Raw genomic sequence first — 17,228 nt, forward strand, 5'->3', positions numbered from 1 at the left:
CTTTTGAACGGCTGAAACAGTAGCGGTAACAAAACGTCGGGGATTTCTGGGCCATGGTTCATCACTGACAGCACTATATGATTTTCTTGCATGCTTGCGCTCACGTCTATCGGACAATCACGCGCCCCATGAGCAACGGCATTGCCCAACAGGTTTGAAAGCAATTGCCCCATTCTCCCAGCATCACAGAACACCCCAGGTGAAATGACCACCTCTTGACGGATTGTGACGTTGGGATGACTCATCATGATTTCATTGATGACGGCAGTAAAAACGTCACCCAGGTTATCCACTAAAGTCCGTTTGACCGGAATGCCTCCCCCCAACTTTGCTCGAGAAAAATCCAGGACATCCTCAATCAAGTGATTCATCCGCTGCGAGCTTTGTCGTATTGCAATGGCAAGCTGCTGCTCGCGACCGGCGGGAAGCTTGGCCTCCAGTAGATCAGCGCTCATTCTGATAGCGCTCAGTGGCGAACGGAGGTCATGCCCCAGTACGGCAATGAACTGCTCACGGACAATGCCGGTCTCGGCTGCATTGGCCAGTTCAATCGTTTTGGCCTCAAGGTCCGCCAAAACGTCGAGTTGAACAGCTATCAACTGGGCGAAAAGCGTTAGTGTTTTGCACACCGCATCTTCATCAAAACGTGCTGGAACCTCATCAATAGCACAGAGCGTTCCGAAAAAATCCCCGTTTGTCCTGATGATAGGTATGGAGACATAGCTTTCTAAGCCGTATGTCCTAGGGGTGTGGTGGGCTGAATACACCGGGTGCTCACTGGCATGCTTGAATATGACGGGTTTGTGGTGCTGACGAATTTCGTGGCAAATCGTCGTTTCCAGCACCAACTCGCCGCCCGGCATGAGCCCAAAATCAATAGAATCATCGACGGCGCAAGCCACCCATTTCGTCTCGGTGACACGCGCAATTGCCGCAAAGCGCATGCCGGTGACATGCTTAACCATATTGAGAATAAGCGGGACGGCCTCGACCTTGGCAATCGTACTGATGTCATGTGAAAGGTCAGACGGATAAGGCATCAAGTCGCCGATTGTTTAAATGGTAAATTGGCATTAAAGCGTATGCTCCAGCGTTTGACAACGAACCCGTGCAGGGTATGCGGCCGTCAATCGGGCATGTGGTTTCGATCAATACAGGTGGCTGACGGGCAGTTCCAGTTATGGGGAAGGCGTTGGTCAAGTCAGGTCATTTGAGCGTTCCGAAGGGATGCTCCACCGTCTGCCGGCGAACCTTCATCTTTCCTGGGTTGTGCTCCAATCGGATCTGCACGGCTTCGACTGTAATAGCCTCGGCTTCAATGTCCTTGAGCTTCGTCATCTGCTGTTTCAGTTTTTCTATTTTTTCGCTCAGCCGTTCAGCCTTTGCCCCGGCGACCTCGAGCGCTGCCCGATCCGCCGAACCCATCGCCGCAAGAGAGCGGTCAATGCTCTGCTCGATCTGCTGCATGCGCGCCTTGATCTTGCCCTGGGTAAAGTTGCGGTCGCGGTTATTTACGGCTTTGAATTTGCTGCCGTCGATGGCAATGATCGACTGGGATAACAGATTGAGGTTGCGGCAAAGCACTACGAATTGCCGGCAGACGCTGCGAATGGCTTTGCCGTTGTCTCGGCGAAAGCCGGTAATCGTTTTGGATTCAGGAACCAACCGGCCCGTTAACCACATCAGCTCGACATTGCGCTCTGCTTCGCGCTCAAGCCGGCGGCTGGACTGAATCCGGTTGAGGTAGCCATAGATGCAGATTTTCAGCAGGACTGCTGGATGGTAGGCCGGACGACCCGTTGCCGCAGGATCGACACCCTCGAACCCGCGTGCTCCAAGGTCGAGTTCATCGACAAAAACGTCGACTACCCGAACTGGGTGTTTTTTGGTGATGTAGTCGTCCAGGCACTCCGGCAGCAACGTAACTTGTGTCCGAGACTCACCTTCAGTGAATCGCTTCATGATCGTCCCCGCCACGATCTCGACGATCAAAAGGTTGGACAATTGCAGGCGTTTTCACACAGCCGGGGTCGTAAGCTGCCACACGCGGACGGCAGCTATCGACCCATAGCTGCCCTCCGCGAAAGGCAGCTACCGGCCAATAGCGGCCGTTCTGGAATGGCAGGAAACGACCGATAACGGCCTTCGATACGCGACTTTCGCCCGCCAGCGGCTCGATTGTAAGAATATGGCGGAGAGCTGCAAAACCGCCTACGCTTATAGAATGATTCCTCGAACGCCTTGCCCATCTGGTGGTATAGAACCGAGAGATCTGACTTCCTTTGACCGTCCGCTTAACACCCACCCGGACCAACCCGCGCCTATCGCCAGCAACTGCCCCCTGAGTCCGGTCCACACGACCAGCAGTACGGCGCAACGGGTAAAAGCCAGACCCAGCCCCCCCACCGCCGTTCAAAAGCGACCGATGCCGCAGCACCTCTGGAAACGGGGGCGCTGTTCACGTTCTGCCATGAGGTCAATCCGTATGTATCGGCCGAGCACGATTCCTTACCAGAAGCATCGAGGGTTCAGCCGAACCTTCACTCAGGGGCATTTGAGCCTTGGATTATTCTTTCCCATGGAGGCGTTCGACGGGGACACTCCGAGCATGCTCAGCCAGGTCACACTGGCTAAACAAGCCGAGGCGCTGGGCTTCTGCGCGCTCTGGTTTCGCGACGTGCCGCTTCGCGACCCTGGCTTCGGCGATGTCGGCCAAGTCTTCGACCCCTGGGTTTACCTGGGTTATATGGCCGCCCATACCTCGGAGATTGCACTTGGCACCGCCTCCATCGCCATCCCGCTGCACCATCCCCTGCACACGGCCAAGGCGTCTGCCAGCGTAGATCAGTTGAGCACTGGTCGCTTGATTCTGGGGGTTGCTTCGGGAGATCGGCCAGTGGAGTTTTCGGCGTTTGGCGTCGATCCAGAAAGGCGTGGAGAGATCTTTCGAGAACACTACGAAGTGATTCGCCGCGCCCACAGCACCAGTTTTGAGCCCATCCACTGGAGCACTGGTGAAATGCAAGGCGCAGACCTGATTCCGAAACCGACCACCCAATTCATTCCAATGCTCGTGACCGGCAACAGTCGCCAGTCACTGGTTTGGATCGCGCGTGAGAGCAACGGATGGATCAACTATCCACGCATTCCGAACATGCAGCGGCTGGTCGTGGAAGATTGGCGACTGGAGGTCACGAAACAATGTGGTTCTGTGTATAAGCCCTTTACTCAGTCGCTGTACATCGATCTCGATGAGAATCCGTCAACGCCACCCACACGTATCCATTTGGGGTTCAGACTTGGACGTTACCATCTACGTTTTTTGCTGGAGTCGCTTGAGGAAATCGGCGTGGACCACGTCATTCTCAATCTCAAATACGGCAAGCGCCCTGCGGTGGAAGTTATTGAGGAATTGGGTACGCACATCGTTGCGCAGTTCGGAGTGCAGCCGCGTCATGCAGCTCATTGAACATCGGTCACTGCTACGCCGACGAATGCTCACTTGACGAAACCATAAGGTGTCACGGCGCGGATGACCTCCGGTTCTATATCAATGATGGAGATCTTCGCGCCATGAGCGACCGGTGCCCGGCAAACAATCTACCCTACCCAGCCTAAACCCGTGATGAGCACGTTGCCTTGCAGATTCTGTGCGGCTTCCACGCCGTCCCTGGACACGATTTGCGCGCGTATCCTTTCACTTATACCGAGCGCGCAAGCATGGCATGAACCCTGGACACGGCACTTTAGCCATGACATTTATCTTCAATACAAGTGTTTTGATTGATCACCGCCCGGAACAGCAGCAGGCCCAAGCTATCCTGATTTTCACAAAATACATCGTGGGCCTCCCAGTACTGACTGGAGCTTCCTATTGGGTTTGCTTAGCCGGGTAGCTTGGCCGCAAGGACGTCAACCTTCTCGATTGATGGCGGTTCGGCAAATAGCTCGGCAGCGTTTGCCATAAGCGCCGCCGCGACCTTGCCCGAAAGATGAGCCTGCCGGCCCGCTTCATCCGGGAATGCGTCAAAGATGCCAAAGGTGGACGGCCCCAAGCGGATTCCAAACCAGGCTGTAGTGGCTGGCTCCTCCTCCACTAACGGAAGGCCACCCAAAAGAAAGCTCTCTACATCCTTTTCTTTCCCGGGTTTTGCTTCTAGGCGAACGAACAACGCTACTTTGACCATGATGTGGCTCCTGTTGTTACGATGCGGCTGGCGCTATCAGATCGCGATAGCTAAGAGGGGCATCCGAGACTCTTAACTATGGTCGACGATACCAGGATTACAAACCCAAATAGACCAAGGGTAGCGGCGAGTAGCGCACGAGCAGTGAGAACGACGTAGTGGGCAGCATGTAACCGCAAGTCAGCCACTTGCTCACTTGGTCCCACCCTCTGGTCTGATAATGATGATTCAACGATATCTGAAATTTAGAAAAACATAAGAGATCATGGTTGCTGTCAGGCCGACCAATATGTACTCGACGCGGGGTAAAAACACGACTAACCCGCCCAAAGAAAACACTATCAACGTGTTTTGTAGGATGTATTTCCTTATTCTACTCACGGCTATGAAATAGCCATATTGCTTACCTAGGAAAAACAAGGCCATGCCGGTGATCGACATAATCTGGAAATCGCGTATCGCAATGTCGTTCAGGATCGCATGCCTAATCAAATTTGCCAGAAGTGCCAGCCCCATAAAAAGAAAAAGGTGCGAGTAGATTAAGGCGTGTCCACTCATACTGCTTTGATGTTTGTTCAGCAAGTAAAAACTATCAAAATAGATCCACCAGATACTGCAAATCATGATAAATCCGGTGATGGCTGCCATCACATTATAATAACCCCATTGAATGTTAGATAAGCCTCCGGAAAGGCTAATAATTGACTCCCCCAATAAGATTAGGGTGAGTAGGCCTATGCGCTCAACCAAGTGCTCTGTGTGTGCTGGCAACGGTTTTAGTTTAGTCCAGAAAAATACAGGAAACAGAATATCAAGAATAATCCCAATATAAGCAACAAGGTAACGCAAGGGCGGGTCAAAAATAACGGATGAAAGGCTAATAACTGCGCTAACTAATAGGGCGAAGCCAAGCCTTGAGGAAAGTTCGCCGCGAGAATCGAGTTTACTAATGGATGAAATATACATAACACTGATGATTGCACGTATACCAAAATAGCAGGCAATAATGAGCGAGTAGTTCACTTCCAAGTCTTCCCCGATCCGTGCCGATAGCACAATGAGCAGGAGCATTATGAATAATGTTGCCAAACGGTGAAGATTGCTGTCTGTATCGAACCTGTTGGAGTAAATCGTGTGACTGGACCAGATCCACCACAGCGGCACAAAAAGCAGTAAGAATGTCCATAATTGCTTATGTTCAAAGTGCCCATCATGAACATGTCCGAGAGTGTGCGTAACTTGGCCTATCGTAACAACGAAAGTCAGGTCAAAAAACAACTCCAACCATGTGGCGTGTCGATTTTCTTCATAATACTTCAAAGATTTCATTAGTTGCCGGCTCCGTGCCCACCTCTTTAATGTAAAAAGGAAGCTAACGTTGGTTTTTCCTCGGCTCCGATGTGGGTGATGCCAAGCCGATTTGGCTCTCTAGCGATTTCGTCCACGCACTAACAAAAGCTCAATCATCTGACTCATCCCGATGAACTCTGGAACTCCGTCATAGCGAAGCCCGTCAATGTAAAACGCTGGGGTGCCATTCACGCCGCTGCGTACACCGCCATTGAAATCGGCTTGTATTTTGGGAATGTAAGTATCCTCTTGCATTGCAAGATCGAATTCCTCCCTGGAAAGGCCGTGTTTGAGAACGATGGCGCGATACAGCGGCAGGCCCAATCGATCCTGATTTTCGTACAATTCGTCGTGGGCCTCCCAGAAGAATCCTCGACTCCCGGCATACTCAGCGGTGACCGCTGCACCCAATGCATGGGGGTGAGCGGTGGTCAGAGGGAAGTTACGGAACACAAACAGCAAGTCATCGCGAAAATGCTGTTGCAGATTCTTGACCATCCAATAAGCTTCACCGCAATAGGGACATTCATAGTCGCCAAATTCGACCAAGGTGACCTTGGCATGCGCACTTCCCTGGCGATGGTCGTTGGCACTTACCGGGACTTTGAGAGTGGCCATCTAATCACCTGTTAATTTTTGGTTGGCGTGCTTTGTGGCGAATTCGCCAAAGCATCCAGCGCATCCAGAATACCGTCCGCACCAGGGTTGATTGCCATCGGGGAGACGTAGCTCCAGGCAACCACCCCGTCCTTGTCAATCACGAACAGCGCACGCTTACAAACCCCGAGCTGGGACTGGTACGCTCCATACTGTCGTGCCACAGCCCCTTTGGGCTCGAAATCGGCCAGCAGGCTGAAGTGAAAATTCCGATCTTTGGCAAAGGCCTGATGACACCAGGCGCTGTCAACCGAGATACCCAGTAGCGCCGCACCGTATTCTCTGAATGTGGGTAGCAACTGGTTGTACAAAGTCAGTTGGTCACCGCACACCGAAGTCCAGTCAGCGGGATAAAACGCCAATATCACGGGATTTCCCTTTAGCTCACGCAGCGACAACTGTTGATCAGGGGTTGCGTGAAGAGTGAAGTCGGGCGCGACAGTGCCGGCCGGCAGCGGCCCCTGAACCAGGTCGCCATTGGTTTTTTGTGCATCATCGAACTCTAAAGTATTCATTGCTTGAACCTTGATAGATGGGTGGTTGGGACGTGCTCAGTGGGATGCGACGTGCCCGGTGGGATAACTCCATCCACCATCAAGGGGTTCAAAAAAAGACAACGCTGCCTCGATCTCAGCCTGAGCCTGAGTGATTTCGGCAGCGAAACGTTCACGTTCCGCATCAAGGAACACAAGAAGATCCGCCGTGTAATCGCGGAATTGGATTAGGCCAGGTTGGCAGGGGAATGGTCAGATTCGCTCTGGCTCACCAATGACTATAGTCGTTGATGACGCTTACCGTAGTAGCTGAACGATTTTTCGCTACCCTCCAGTGCCAACAACACTCACGCGCTTATCTTGCTGCCATTTCAGGCGGCGTTTTAACACGATGATTTTGGCAGCTATTTCGCCACTTCAGACAAATTTACATCTGCTTTCTGGACGACAACTGCTACCCCTTACGACAAGCAGAAATCGACCAGAGGCAGACACTGAAACCGCCTTCAGGTCTACAGAGTGAAGGTTGATATGGGAAATGCTCTGGACAAACGAGTCGTTGTCATTAGTGCCGGCATCGTGGGCGCTTCGCTGGCGTAACACCTGGCTGATAAAGGCGCGAATATCACCTTGGTTGAGGCTGAAGGTATCGCGTCGGGAGTGTTTGGAGATTCACTCGCATGGAGCAACATCCTATACGGATAACGTGACCCCATTGCAGCACTGCGCGGAGCAGCAGTCAAAGATGCGGCTCGCGCAGCGATGGTGCTGTACCTAACGAATAGTCGAGATCGGTCTTCGGGAAGCTGAGCGGCAGACTTTGCGAATATTGTCACTGACCGCTTTTGGCCGTTAGCTGCCCTCCGCCAAGGGCAGCTATGGGTCGAAAGCGGTCGTGCGCGACCGGCAGCTGCCGCCCCCTAGCGGACCATCACCGTCGCCTGTTATCCCCCTCAAGCAACGCCGCGATAATGAACGGCCCCTTCTTTTCCAGATACTCAGCCATACCGCCGGTATTGGTGGCTTCCAGCTCAATCTTTAGGTCTTGATATCGCTGCCGAAGTAAGCTGTCGTTCCTGAGCAGATCTCTGAACGTCAGCATCTGGATGACTGATTGATGGCCACACCTGCAAATGTGGATCTTGTGGGTTCGCACCTCGCCAACATTGCGGCGGTAGAAATGGTGCCCTTGCGACAGGTCACTGCCGCGTACATACCCCAGCGTCAGCAGAACCTCGTCCCGCGCTGCCTCATTGCGATGCTCCGAAACCTCGATCAGCACATCGATTTCAGGCTTGGCTGCAAGTTGCGGGACAGCTGTGCTGCCTACATGGTGCATGGCGACAAGCTCATCGCCGAATGCCAAGGCGAGCAGCAGTTTGTCCGCTTCGTACCGTTGCGGCCATGCGGGGTTGTGGGTCGTGATCTTGCTGGTCAGCGCCATGGGCCATCCTTGGGCAGGTAAGAACGTTCTAATGCGCCGTTTCGGCAGGCGCCCGCCGCCATCTAATGACCTTGCACAACCCCATCAGGCTGCGTGCCCATGCTTGCGAGAAAAATCTCGGTCTCCCGATTGGACCGCAGGCAGACCACGCGACACCCCGACGGCACCGTCGCCACGAATCGCTTCATTGCCTTGCGAGACGAGGTTTTCGTCCGCCACATGAACCTGAAAAACTCCGGCAGGGTGGCCAGCAGTTCCGGGCAGTCATCCGGCAAGTCTGGCCGGGACCGACCGCGGTTCAGCATCGTTCTGAGGAGCACGCGCCAGAATCGAAGCGGCGCCGAGCGATCGATCCATATCACCATGTCAGCGCGGGCCAGGCGGTTGCTCCATGTGGCCGAATGGCCGCCTTCGAAGATCCAGCGCTCACGAGCCTCGACCTCGTGGCATAGACGCGTCTTCTCGTCCCGGCTCCGCTCCACCCAGCCTGGCTGCCAATGAATCGTGTCGATATGCACGACCGGCAAGCCCGTGCGCTCGCCCAGCTTGCGCGCCAGGGTACTTTTCCCAGAACCCGGCTGACCAATGATCATCACCCGTTGCATTGAAGCTCCCTCTCGCCATGCTTGTTGAAATTGGGGCGCGCGATTCTACGGCAATGGGCGATGCGGTCAACTGCACCGCCCTGGTCAGCTGACAGGTTGAATGACGCGCCCTCATCTGCAAGGAAGCGCCGGTCGCCATACGCTTCAGAGCCCCGTCTGCTCTTTCTTGGGGGCAGCCCACTTTGTGGGAGCGGGTTCAGCCGCGAACACCTGCACAGCCGGTGCCATCCACCGCACCGCCTGCTTTGCGGGTAAACCCGCAGCCACAGGTATTGCCAGTCCTCACGCTCACAAACAATAATAAGAGCAATTCCTATTTGAGATAGCCTCCATCTCGGCCGACTCGTCTGTTTCTGCCTCCGTCGGCACGCTCTACGTCGAACACAGCCCTTGGCTGCTCGGCTGGTTGCGCAAGCGTATGGGCAACCACTGCGATGCTGCGGACCTGGTGCAGGATACGTTCCTCAAGGTACTCAAGGCGCGTACCGCCGATGAGATCCGCGCCCCCCGGCACTACCTGTCGAAGGTGGCCAAAGGCTTGATGATCGACCTGTATCGCCGTCGCTCGTTGGAGCAGGCTTACCTCGAAGCACTGGCCGCTTCGCCTGAGACCCACGTGCCCAGCTCCGAAGCCCAGGTGATGATGTTCCAAACCCTGATCGAGCTCGACCGCATGCTCGCCGGCCTCGGCGCCAAGGTGCGCGAGGTGTTCGTGCTGGCGCAACTCGAGGGCCTGCCCTATGCGCAGATCGCCCAGCGCCTGGGCATCTCGTTGCGCACGGTGAACAACCACATGGCCAAGGCCATGGAGCATGTCTGCCTGATGCAGTGGGAGCACGACCAGTGAGCAGCGCGCCAAGCGCCGCCCAGCGCCAGGCCGTTCGCGAGGCGGCACGCTGGTATGCGCAGTTGTCCACCCAGTCGGCCAGCACAGAGGAGCAAGCGCGCTGGCAGGGCTGGTACGACAGCGACCCGCTGCACCGTGAGGCGTGGCAGAGGATGCTGGCGGTCAGCGACCGCTTTGCCGGCTTGCCTGGGCGCCTCGCCGCTTCGACCTTGCTCGGCGCAGGGCAGGCCCGCCGCCAGGTATTGTATGGGCTGGCCGTGCTGTTGGGTGGTGGTGTGCTCGGTGGTGTCGGCTGGCGCAGCGAAACCCGGCAGGTCTGGGCCGCCGACTATCGTACGGGTGTCGGTGATCAGCGCACGGTGCAACTCGCCGATGGCAGTCGGATGCTGATGGACACCGACACGGCAGTGGACGCGTTTTTCGATGGCCAGCAACGGCGTTTGCTGTTGCGGCGCGGCCAGGTGCTGATCACCACTGCACGCGATCACGCTGCCCGGCCGTTCATGGTCGACACCCGCGATGGCCGTGTGTTCGCCCTAGGCACGCAGTTTCAGGTCAGTGTCGACGACCACCGCAGCGAAGTGGCCGTGCTGGAGAAAGCTGTCGAGGTTTCTGTCGGCAGGTTTTACGAAATGCGCCTGGTAGCCGGCCAGCGCGCAACGTTCAACGCCCAGGGCATTGGCCCGCTGCGTGCCAATGACGCCAGCGTCGCTGCCTGGGCGCAAGGCAGCGTCGTGGCCATCGACACCCCGCTGGTTGAGCTGTTGGCGGATTTGTCGCGCTACCGGCCCGGCTTGTTGAGCTGCGACCCTGGCGTAGCGCGCATGAAGATCTCCGGCGCGTTCCCGATCGCCGACACCGACCTGGCGCTGACCGCGCTGGAAAGTGCATTCCCGCTCAAGGTGCATCGGCGCACGCGTTACTGGGTGACCGTGTTGCCAGGCAGCTGACCGCCGCACGCGGAAAAAAATGTTCGCCACCTTGCACTTTGCTGGCAGCTCGTTCGGCTTTTCCTCCCACATGTTCAATCGAATGTTCCTGGGGAGGGAAACATGAGCAACACGCGACAGTCGCATCCAGCATTGGCATTGGCCGTACACCTGGCTTTGGGCGCAATGTACATGGCAGGGGGCAATGCCGTTGCCGCATCGGCGGCCCAGGAGCAAACCCGCAGCTACGATATTGCACCGGGTTCGCTGACCGAAACCTTGGGTCAATTCGCCAGCGCCGCGGGCGTTACACTGTCGTTCGACGGTGCCAGTACCGAGGGCCGCCGCTCCGCTGGGCTCAGGGGCAGCTACAGCGTCGCGGGCGGTTTTGCCACGCTGCTTGCTGGTAGCAACCTGCAGGCAGTGCGCCAGGCCAACGGCATCTATTTGCTGGTTGACGGTGGCGATGGCGCGGTGGTGCTGGGGGCCACCAGCATCACCGGGCAGGCTCTTGGCAGTACCACCGAAGGCACTGGTTCATACACCTCCAGCGCCATGCAGAGCGCCACCAAGCTGCCTTTGTCCATACGCGAAACGCCGCAGTCGGTAACGGTCATCACCCGGCAACGGATGGACGACCAGGCCATGCGCAGCCTCGATGACGTGGTGCAGGCCACCCCCGGCCTGCGGATGTCGGCAGCACGCCCAGCCAACAGCGAGTATTTCTCGCGTGGCTTTCCCGTCACCAACCTGATGTTCGACGGCTTGCCGACAACCTACAACGCCGACTGGGTCGCCGCAGCCGATATGGCCCCGTATGACCGGGTCGAAATCGTGCGCGGTGCCACGGGCATGATGCAGGGTGCAGGCAACCCGTCGGCGGCGATCAACATGGTGCGCAAACGGCCCACCCAGCAGTTCCAGGGCAGCGTCACAGGTTCCGCCGGCAGTTGGGACAACTACCGCGGCGAGCTGGACCTCAGTGGCCCGCTCAGTGACAGCGCCAGCGTGCGCGGGCGTTTCGTGGGCGCCTACCACGACAAGGACAGCTACCAGGACTACGCGGGTCGCGAGCGTGGCCTGTTCTATGGCATCACCGAGTTCGACCTGACCGACAGCACCACCCTGAGCCTGGGTGCCTCCAACCAGAACGACAATAACAACATCAACTGGGGTGGCCTGCCGGTCAACCGTGATGGCAGCCACGTCGGTTACTCCCGCTCCACTAACGTTGGTTACGACTGGAGCTATCAGGACATCGACAACACCACGGCTTTCGCCGAGCTCGACCACCGCTTTGGCAACGACTGGCGCCTGCACCTGGCCGCTTCCAAGAGCTGGTCGGACTTTGCCATGCAAGGGGCGGTGTTCGAGCGCACCGGCACGCCGGCTGCAGAAGTTCTCCGCCAGCGGGTGTTCAACCAGCGGCGTGACTATGACCAGTCCACCTACGATGTGTACGCCAGTGGCCCGTTCAAGTTGCTCGAGCGCCAGCATGAGCTGGTGGTCGGTGCCAGCAAGCGTGAAGTCAAGACCAGCGCCCACGGCGGTACCGTGTTCCTGCCGGTCGACGATCTGTTCAGCGTCAACCCAAGTGGTGTGAGCAAGCCTTCTGTGGCCGACATCTACACCCTCAGCGAGCACGTCGAGCAGGAAGGGGTTTATGCCACCACCCGGATCAACCTGGCCGACCCGCTCAAGCTGATCGTTGGCGCGCGTTTGGACTGGTATGACAACCAGTCGGTGTACAGCGAGATCAATGATGGCTACTACACCAATGCCGACTACAAGGTAACCCGTAACGTTACCCGTTACGCCGGCGTGATCTACGACCTCGATGACCATCACTCGGTCTACGCAAGCTACACCGATATCTTCATGCCCCAGTCGGAACTGGCCCGAGATGCCTCGATCATCCGCCCGATCGAAGGCAAGAACTACGAAATAGGTATCAAGGGTGAGTACTTCGACGGCGCGCTCAATGCCAGCGTGGCTGTCTTCCAGATCGATCAGGAAAATCGCGCGGCGGAAACTACCGACCAGGCCGGTTGCACCAACTTTACCTGCTACGAAGCCTCCGGCAAGGTGCGTACCCAGGGTATCGACCTGGAGTTGATGGGGGCATTGACCCCGAACTGGCAGGTGGGCGCTGGCTACACCTACTCGCAGACCCAATACCGCAAGGACGCCGACAAAACCAAAGAGGGCACGAAGTTCGACACCGACCTGCCCGAACACCTGTTCAAGCTCAGCACCACCTACACCTTGCCGGGCGAGTTGCACAAATGGCGTGTCGGCGGCAACGTCTATGCCCAGAGCAGCATCTTCAACAAAGGTTCCAATGCGTTCGGCAATTATCACATCGACCAAGGTGCTTACGCGGTATACGGGTTGATGGTGGGCTACAAGGTTAGCGAGAAGCTCGACACGCGGTTGAACGTGAACAACGTGTTTGACAAGAAGTACTACCAGGGAATCGCCAGCAACAACACCTGGAGCCCGTACGACGTCTATGGTGATCTGCGTAACTTCACTGTCACTGCCCGGTACAGCTTCTGAAATAGACGCGACAATAGATGCACGACTGGCATGCCTGGTTCACGCCTGCCAGTTACAGCGCCCCGAGCAACCTGACGGCGTCGGTGACCTGGAAGTACTGTGCTGGCCTCTGGCTTTCGCAGGGGTGTCACCAGCTTTCAGGCCAGCACTGTACCAGTGGGAGCCGGGCTTGTCGGCGATGGGGCGCGAAGCGGCCCCGATGCAGATGGTGCCCGCTCAGGGTTGAAGTCAGCCGATCGCAGACTGCTATCGACCCGAAGCTGCCCTTTGCGGAGAACAGCTGTCGGTACAAACAGATACCCGTTCCCTCTAGCTCTTATCTGACTTTACCTGCCTGGGGTTTCGGGCAACGACCTTGCATAGGTATAGGGGGTATGCCTATCATAGGCGTAGATAGGTATAGGGGGTATCCCATGGGTCATATCGCAGCAAACAAAGACGATCTTCTCAAGCGCGTAAAACGCATCGCCGGGCAAATCCAAGCCGTTGAACGGGCATTGGAATCAGACCACGATTGCGCCAAAACACTTCACCTTGTTGCCGCTACTCGCGGAGCCATCAATGGCTTGATGGAGGAAATCATCGAGGACCATGCACGGGAGCATGTCGCTAACCCAGCACTCAGCGAAGAAGAGCGTAGCAAGGGTGTCGAAGAGCTACTGGAAGCCATCCGACGCTACTCCAAGTGAACACGTCCATGAACAGCATCAACATCAACCACACACACGACCACATGTTCCTTGGCTCGGCCCACGACGAAAATGCCAAGCGTACGCTTTGGGTTGTGGCCCTGACTGTTGTGATGATGATTGGCGAGATCACCGCCGGCTATCTCACAGGCTCGATGGCGTTGCTCGCCGACGGCTTTCACATGGCAACCCACGCCGGGGCGCTGGGCATCGCCGCAGTCGCTTACAGATACGCAAGACGTCATGCATCCAGCCAGCGCTACAGTTTCGGCACCGGCAAGGTTGGTGACCTGGGCGGGTTCGCCTCGGCACTGATTCTCGGCCTGGTCGCCCTGGGCATCGGAGTTGAGTCTGTCATGCGCCTCTTGCAGCCAACAGATGTTCAGTTCGGTACTGCTACGCTCATCGCAGTTGTCGGCCTGGTCGTCAACCTCGTCAGTGCGCTGTTGCTGGGTCACGGGCACAGTCATGGGCACGATCATGATGATCACGGCCATGCCCATCACGGCCATGACAACAACCTGAAGTCGGCCTACGTCCATGTCATCGCTGACGCACTCACTTCGGTGCTGGCCATAATTGCACTGCTCGCCGGGCGATATCTCGGCTGGGTGTGGCTGGACCCGGCCATGGGCATCGTAGGCGCCATTGTCATCGCACGTTGGGCCTGGAGCTTGATGGGGATTACAGCTGGGGTACTGCTGGACCAGACAGATATGCACGTTGCCGAGGAAATTCGCGAACTGGTTGAGAAGCCGGGAGATGCCTCCATTACGGACCTGCACGTCTGGCGGGTTGGGCCACAAGCCCATGCTGCCATCGTCAGCGTCCTTGGCGACGCCACTGCGAACGCCGACAGCATTCGTGAGCGGCTCAAACCTGTTCACGAAGTCAGTCACCTCACAGTAGAGTTTCGACTATCAGATGGCAGCCGGTAAATCGCCTGATTTACTCTCGCGCAACTAAGATTACTGACAATCGCGGCCTGAAAAATGGCTGCCGTGCAAAGGGCGCATGTAAGCTTGAAGTGGTTAAGAAAGCTCACGGATAGATACTTCCCGGGCCGGACGTGACCGTCCGTGAGCGGCAGATATGGGTCGAATCGCGACGGTCATTCCTCGACCGTCGCTGGACGCTGTCAGACCTCCGTCTGCTCTGCCATCTCCAATGCGTCATCGACTTCAATGCCCAGGTATCGCACCGTGCTTTCAAGCTTTGTATGGCCGAGCAGGAGCTGAACTGCTCTCAGGTTCTTTGTCCTGCAATAGATCAGCGATGCCTTTGTACGTCTCATCGTGTGGGTGCCGTACATAGCAGGATCTAGCCCAATAGACTTTATCCACGCTTTGACGATTCGGGCGTACTGCCGGTTGGAGAGATGCGCTGAGGCGTGTAGCCGGCTTGGGAAAAGACAATCCTCGCTGTGGAGTTGGGCTTGATGTATCCAGGCCTGTAGGGCCAGCCGCGTTTGCTCTGTAATTTCAAACTGTACGGGACGTTGGGTTTTCTGCTGAATCACTATCGCCCGCGATGACACGTGCTCCCCATGAGCAACGTCGCGTACGCGAAGCTTGGTCAGATCGCAGGCTCGTAGCTTGGCTATCGATGGCCAGATCGAAAAGGGCTAAATCACGAGTTTCCTCCGCGATTTGGAGCCTTACCCGAATGGCCCAGATATCTTTCAGTCGGAGCGGAGCTTTCTGCCCGACCAATTTTGCTTTGTTCCAAGGCTGATGGTTGCTGGTCGTAATGGCGTTCATGGCTTGTCCTCCATGTGAGGTAGGACAAGGATGGTCAACCCAATCCAGAGGCGCTAACCGGCCCGTTGCGGACATTCACCAGAGGCTACAATACAGCCCCAAACCACCAGCAACTGCCTGCCCTAACCAAACGTAGGCTCATGAAAAGGAAGTCAGGCACATGGACGTACGTTGCACCTCTCTGGACGAAGTCCGCCAAGGGATCGATGAAATCGACCGCAACCTTGTTTCGCTTCTCGCCAAACGGGGCCGGCTTGTGACCCAAGCGGCTGCCTTCAAGAAAACCACCGATGATGTGCGTGCGCCTGCTCGGGTCGAGCAAGTGATAAGAAAGGTTCGTGAAATGGCTGCCGAGAATGGTGCCTCGGCTGAGGTCGTAGAGCAGGTCTACCGGGCAATGATTTCGGCCTTCATCACTGAAGAACTGGCCACCCATGCGAAGCTGGCCAACGATCCTTCAGTTTCTTGATGACAACGCGGGGCTCATTCGAAGCTCCGCCGCTTTCCCCGAGCCAGAGCAGATAGCCGGCAGAGCTTGATCACCGAGAAAGCGGCCACCGCGGTTTGCATCAGAAGGCGCAACCCTAACGAAGCGGCTGCGACGTGGAACAGAATGCCCGCGCCTGACGCCATGCCGGATTATTTTTCAGCCTTTTCAAGGGTCGATAGCGGCCAACGGCACCCTTTTACATCCGCTGAACGGAGCGGCCTGGCGACTCAAGTTGCTTGGCCACTTTCATCGCCAATTCGACAAAGGCCCTGGCTGCAGCCGTTTGGTAAACCCCTTTTCGTTGCATCAGAACAGCAGTGCGTTGCAGGCGCTGCCGGTCTAGCTCGATAGCGACCAGCTGCTCGTGAGCCTGGGCGATGGTGGCCGGCAACAAGGTCGAGAGCGTGGTCCTGCTGACCACTTCGATAAGCGCACTGATGGTATTGGCTTCCACTTGTACGTGAGGGCGAATGTTGTGTTGGCGGCAGTAGCTGTCGATCTGCTCACGCGTGGCGAATTCGGCGCTCAAGAGTATCAACGATTCTGAGTTCAACGCCTCCAGGCCAATACTGCCCGTCGTGGCTAGAGGATGATGCTTGCCGACCACCAGCGCGAGGGTTTCGACCAGTAGCGCTTGGGCCTCCAGGTCCAGATGATGGCCGTTGTCGAACGCAATGCCCACATCAACCTCGTCGGCCAACAACAGTTCTTCCATCGCCTCTTGAGCGATCTCACGCACCACCAGCGTGATGTTCGGGTACCGCCCATAGAACGCTTCAACCAGCGGGCCAACGAGGTAGCTGGTGAATGTTGGTGTTACCCCCACCCGAAGTGACCCGCGACTCAGATCGCCGAGGTCATCAATCGCTCGTTTTGCTTCCTGCAGTTCCTGCGCAGCTCGCTTGGCATAACGCAGGTAAACCTCGCCGGCATCCGTCAAGCGCGTGGTCCGGCCAGAGCGATCGAACAACAGTGTGCCAAGACTCTCTTCCAGCTGCCGGACCTGCTGCGACAAGGCCGGCTGAGACACATGCAAGGCCGCTGCGGCGCGCGTGAAACTGCGGTGATTTGCCACTGCGATGAAGTACTGGATGTGCCGGGCAAGCATGAACGCACCTATAAGATTATCTGATGGTCCAGATCATAAATCAGACTTTTACCTTATTGAAGGGGCTGCGTAACCTTTGCTTCAACACATCGCGTCATTCAAGGAGTCA

The 17,228-nt window shown here is 56.6% G+C and carries 15 protein-coding genes and 4 pseudogenes; 8 read left to right on the plus strand and 11 right to left on the minus strand.

Annotation, left to right across the window (positions count from 1 at the left end; translation table 11 throughout):
* Window positions 1-1,040 (minus strand): GAF domain-containing sensor histidine kinase (locus AC07XM_RS18725; RefSeq protein WP_102690329.1); only part of this gene is annotated, 1,040 nt, incomplete at its 3' end.
* A 235-nt stretch (window positions 1,041-1,275) separates the two neighbouring features.
* Window positions 1,276-1,962 (minus strand): annotated as a pseudogene (locus tag AC07XM_RS18730) (transposase); the annotation flags it as partial.
* A 523-nt stretch (window positions 1,963-2,485) separates the two neighbouring features.
* On the opposite strand from AC07XM_RS18730, the gene AC07XM_RS18735 reads away from it, so the two are divergent.
* Window positions 2,486-3,469 (plus strand): LLM class oxidoreductase, encoded by a 984-nt coding sequence (locus AC07XM_RS18735; protein ID WP_102689593.1) that lies wholly within the window; start codon window positions 2,486-2,488, stop codon window positions 3,467-3,469.
* A 415-nt stretch (window positions 3,470-3,884) separates the two neighbouring features.
* Here AC07XM_RS18735 and AC07XM_RS18740 read toward each other — a convergent pair whose 3' ends face one another.
* From AC07XM_RS18740 to AC07XM_RS18755, 4 genes are all read right to left on the minus strand, one after another.
* Window positions 3,885-4,187, minus strand: a complete 303-nt coding sequence (locus AC07XM_RS18740; protein WP_023047152.1) for a putative quinol monooxygenase — start codon at window positions 4,185-4,187, stop codon at window positions 3,885-3,887.
* 228 nt (window positions 4,188-4,415) lie between these two features.
* On the minus strand, window positions 4,416-5,516 hold the full coding sequence (locus AC07XM_RS18745) for a low temperature requirement protein A (RefSeq protein WP_102689592.1): 1,101 nt from the start codon (window positions 5,514-5,516) through the stop codon (window positions 4,416-4,418).
* 99 nt (window positions 5,517-5,615) lie between these two features.
* Window positions 5,616-6,155 (minus strand): DsbA family protein, encoded by a 540-nt coding sequence (locus tag AC07XM_RS18750; RefSeq protein ID WP_070086726.1) that lies wholly within the window; start codon window positions 6,153-6,155, stop codon window positions 5,616-5,618.
* A gap of 11 nt (window positions 6,156-6,166) precedes the next feature.
* Window positions 6,167-6,709: a redoxin domain-containing protein gene (locus AC07XM_RS18755; RefSeq protein WP_019751018.1), complete on the minus strand. Its 543-nt coding sequence runs from the start codon at window positions 6,707-6,709 to the stop codon at window positions 6,167-6,169.
* 510 nt (window positions 6,710-7,219) lie between these two features.
* Between AC07XM_RS18755 and AC07XM_RS18760 the strand changes: the two are divergent.
* A pseudogene (locus AC07XM_RS18760) lies at window positions 7,220-7,390 on the plus strand (FAD-dependent oxidoreductase); the annotation flags it as partial.
* 229 nt (window positions 7,391-7,619) lie between these two features.
* Here AC07XM_RS18760 and AC07XM_RS18765 read toward each other — a convergent pair.
* On the minus strand, window positions 7,620-8,132 hold the full coding sequence (locus AC07XM_RS18765; RefSeq protein WP_023047155.1) for a GrpB family protein: 513 nt from the start codon (window positions 8,130-8,132) through the stop codon (window positions 7,620-7,622).
* Window positions 8,133-8,194: 62 nt separating this feature from the next.
* Window positions 8,195-8,737 (minus strand): AAA family ATPase, encoded by a 543-nt coding sequence (locus tag AC07XM_RS18770; RefSeq protein ID WP_023047156.1) that lies wholly within the window; start codon window positions 8,735-8,737, stop codon window positions 8,195-8,197.
* A 331-nt stretch (window positions 8,738-9,068) separates the two neighbouring features.
* Between AC07XM_RS18770 and AC07XM_RS18775 the strand changes: the two genes are divergently transcribed.
* The 5 genes from AC07XM_RS18775 (at window position 9,069) to dmeF (ending at window position 14,699) form a co-directional block, all read left to right on the plus strand.
* Window positions 9,069-9,584: a sigma-70 family RNA polymerase sigma factor gene (locus AC07XM_RS18775; RefSeq protein ID WP_102689591.1), complete on the plus strand. Its 516-nt coding sequence runs from the start codon at window positions 9,069-9,071 to the stop codon at window positions 9,582-9,584.
* Complete coding sequence (locus tag AC07XM_RS18780) at window positions 9,581-10,534, plus strand: FecR domain-containing protein (protein ID WP_102689590.1); 954 nt, start codon at window positions 9,581-9,583, stop codon at window positions 10,532-10,534. The genes AC07XM_RS18775 and AC07XM_RS18780 overlap by 4 nt, the downstream gene beginning before the upstream one ends.
* A gap of 102 nt (window positions 10,535-10,636) precedes the next feature.
* Window positions 10,637-13,072, plus strand: a complete 2,436-nt coding sequence (locus AC07XM_RS18785) for a TonB-dependent siderophore receptor (protein ID WP_060518354.1) — start codon at window positions 10,637-10,639, stop codon at window positions 13,070-13,072.
* Window positions 13,073-13,485: 413 nt separating this feature from the next.
* Complete coding sequence (locus AC07XM_RS18790) at window positions 13,486-13,761, plus strand: metal/formaldehyde-sensitive transcriptional repressor (RefSeq protein ID WP_031311694.1); 276 nt, start codon at window positions 13,486-13,488, stop codon at window positions 13,759-13,761.
* A gap of 8 nt (window positions 13,762-13,769) precedes the next feature.
* Window positions 13,770-14,699, plus strand: a complete 930-nt coding sequence (gene dmeF, locus AC07XM_RS18795; RefSeq protein WP_102689589.1) for a CDF family Co(II)/Ni(II) efflux transporter DmeF — start codon at window positions 13,770-13,772, stop codon at window positions 14,697-14,699.
* 200 nt (window positions 14,700-14,899) lie between these two features.
* Here the strand turns inward: dmeF and AC07XM_RS18800 are convergent.
* A pseudogene (locus AC07XM_RS18800) lies at window positions 14,900-15,521 on the minus strand (tyrosine-type recombinase/integrase).
* Window positions 15,522-15,681: 160 nt separating this feature from the next.
* Between AC07XM_RS18800 and AC07XM_RS18805 the strand changes: the two are divergent.
* A complete protein-coding gene (locus AC07XM_RS18805; RefSeq protein ID WP_023047163.1) occupies window positions 15,682-15,990 on the plus strand; it encodes a chorismate mutase in 309 nt (102 codons plus the stop codon).
* Between the two features lie 37 nt (window positions 15,991-16,027).
* On the opposite strand, the pseudogene AC07XM_RS18810 reads toward AC07XM_RS18805, so the two are convergent.
* A pseudogene (locus AC07XM_RS18810) lies at window positions 16,028-16,160 on the minus strand (LysE family translocator); the annotation flags it as partial.
* 47 nt (window positions 16,161-16,207) lie between these two features.
* A complete protein-coding gene (gene cynR / locus AC07XM_RS18815; RefSeq protein ID WP_102689588.1) occupies window positions 16,208-17,119 on the minus strand; it encodes a transcriptional regulator CynR in 912 nt (303 codons plus the stop codon).
* Window positions 17,120-17,228: the final 109 nt, after the last annotated feature.

Source organism: Pseudomonas sp. GW460-LB5 (assembly GCF_059423245.1).

Coding starts and splice junctions, on each gene's coding strand:
- AC07XM_RS18735 (WP_102689593.1), top strand. CDS start 2,486: ATGTATCGGCCGAGCACGATTCCTTACCAGAAGCATCGAGGGTTCAGC.
- AC07XM_RS18740 (WP_023047152.1), bottom strand. CDS start 4,187: ATGGTCAAAGTAGCGTTGTTCGTTCGCCTAGAAGCAAAACCCGGGAAA.
- AC07XM_RS18745 (WP_102689592.1), bottom strand. CDS start 5,516: ATGAAATCTTTGAAGTATTATGAAGAAAATCGACACGCCACATGGTTG.
- AC07XM_RS18750 (WP_070086726.1), bottom strand. CDS start 6,155: ATGGCCACTCTCAAAGTCCCGGTAAGTGCCAACGACCATCGCCAGGGA.
- AC07XM_RS18755 (WP_019751018.1), bottom strand. CDS start 6,709: ATGAATACTTTAGAGTTCGATGATGCACAAAAAACCAATGGCGACCTG.
- AC07XM_RS18765 (WP_023047155.1), bottom strand. CDS start 8,132: ATGGCGCTGACCAGCAAGATCACGACCCACAACCCCGCATGGCCGCAA.
- AC07XM_RS18770 (WP_023047156.1), bottom strand. CDS start 8,737: ATGCAACGGGTGATGATCATTGGTCAGCCGGGTTCTGGGAAAAGTACC.
- AC07XM_RS18785 (WP_060518354.1), top strand. CDS start 10,637: ATGAGCAACACGCGACAGTCGCATCCAGCATTGGCATTGGCCGTACAC.
- AC07XM_RS18790 (WP_031311694.1), top strand. CDS start 13,486: ATGGGTCATATCGCAGCAAACAAAGACGATCTTCTCAAGCGCGTAAAA.
- dmeF (WP_102689589.1), top strand. CDS start 13,770: ATGAACAGCATCAACATCAACCACACACACGACCACATGTTCCTTGGC.
- AC07XM_RS18805 (WP_023047163.1), top strand. CDS start 15,682: ATGGACGTACGTTGCACCTCTCTGGACGAAGTCCGCCAAGGGATCGAT.
- cynR (WP_102689588.1), bottom strand. CDS start 17,119: ATGCTTGCCCGGCACATCCAGTACTTCATCGCAGTGGCAAATCACCGC.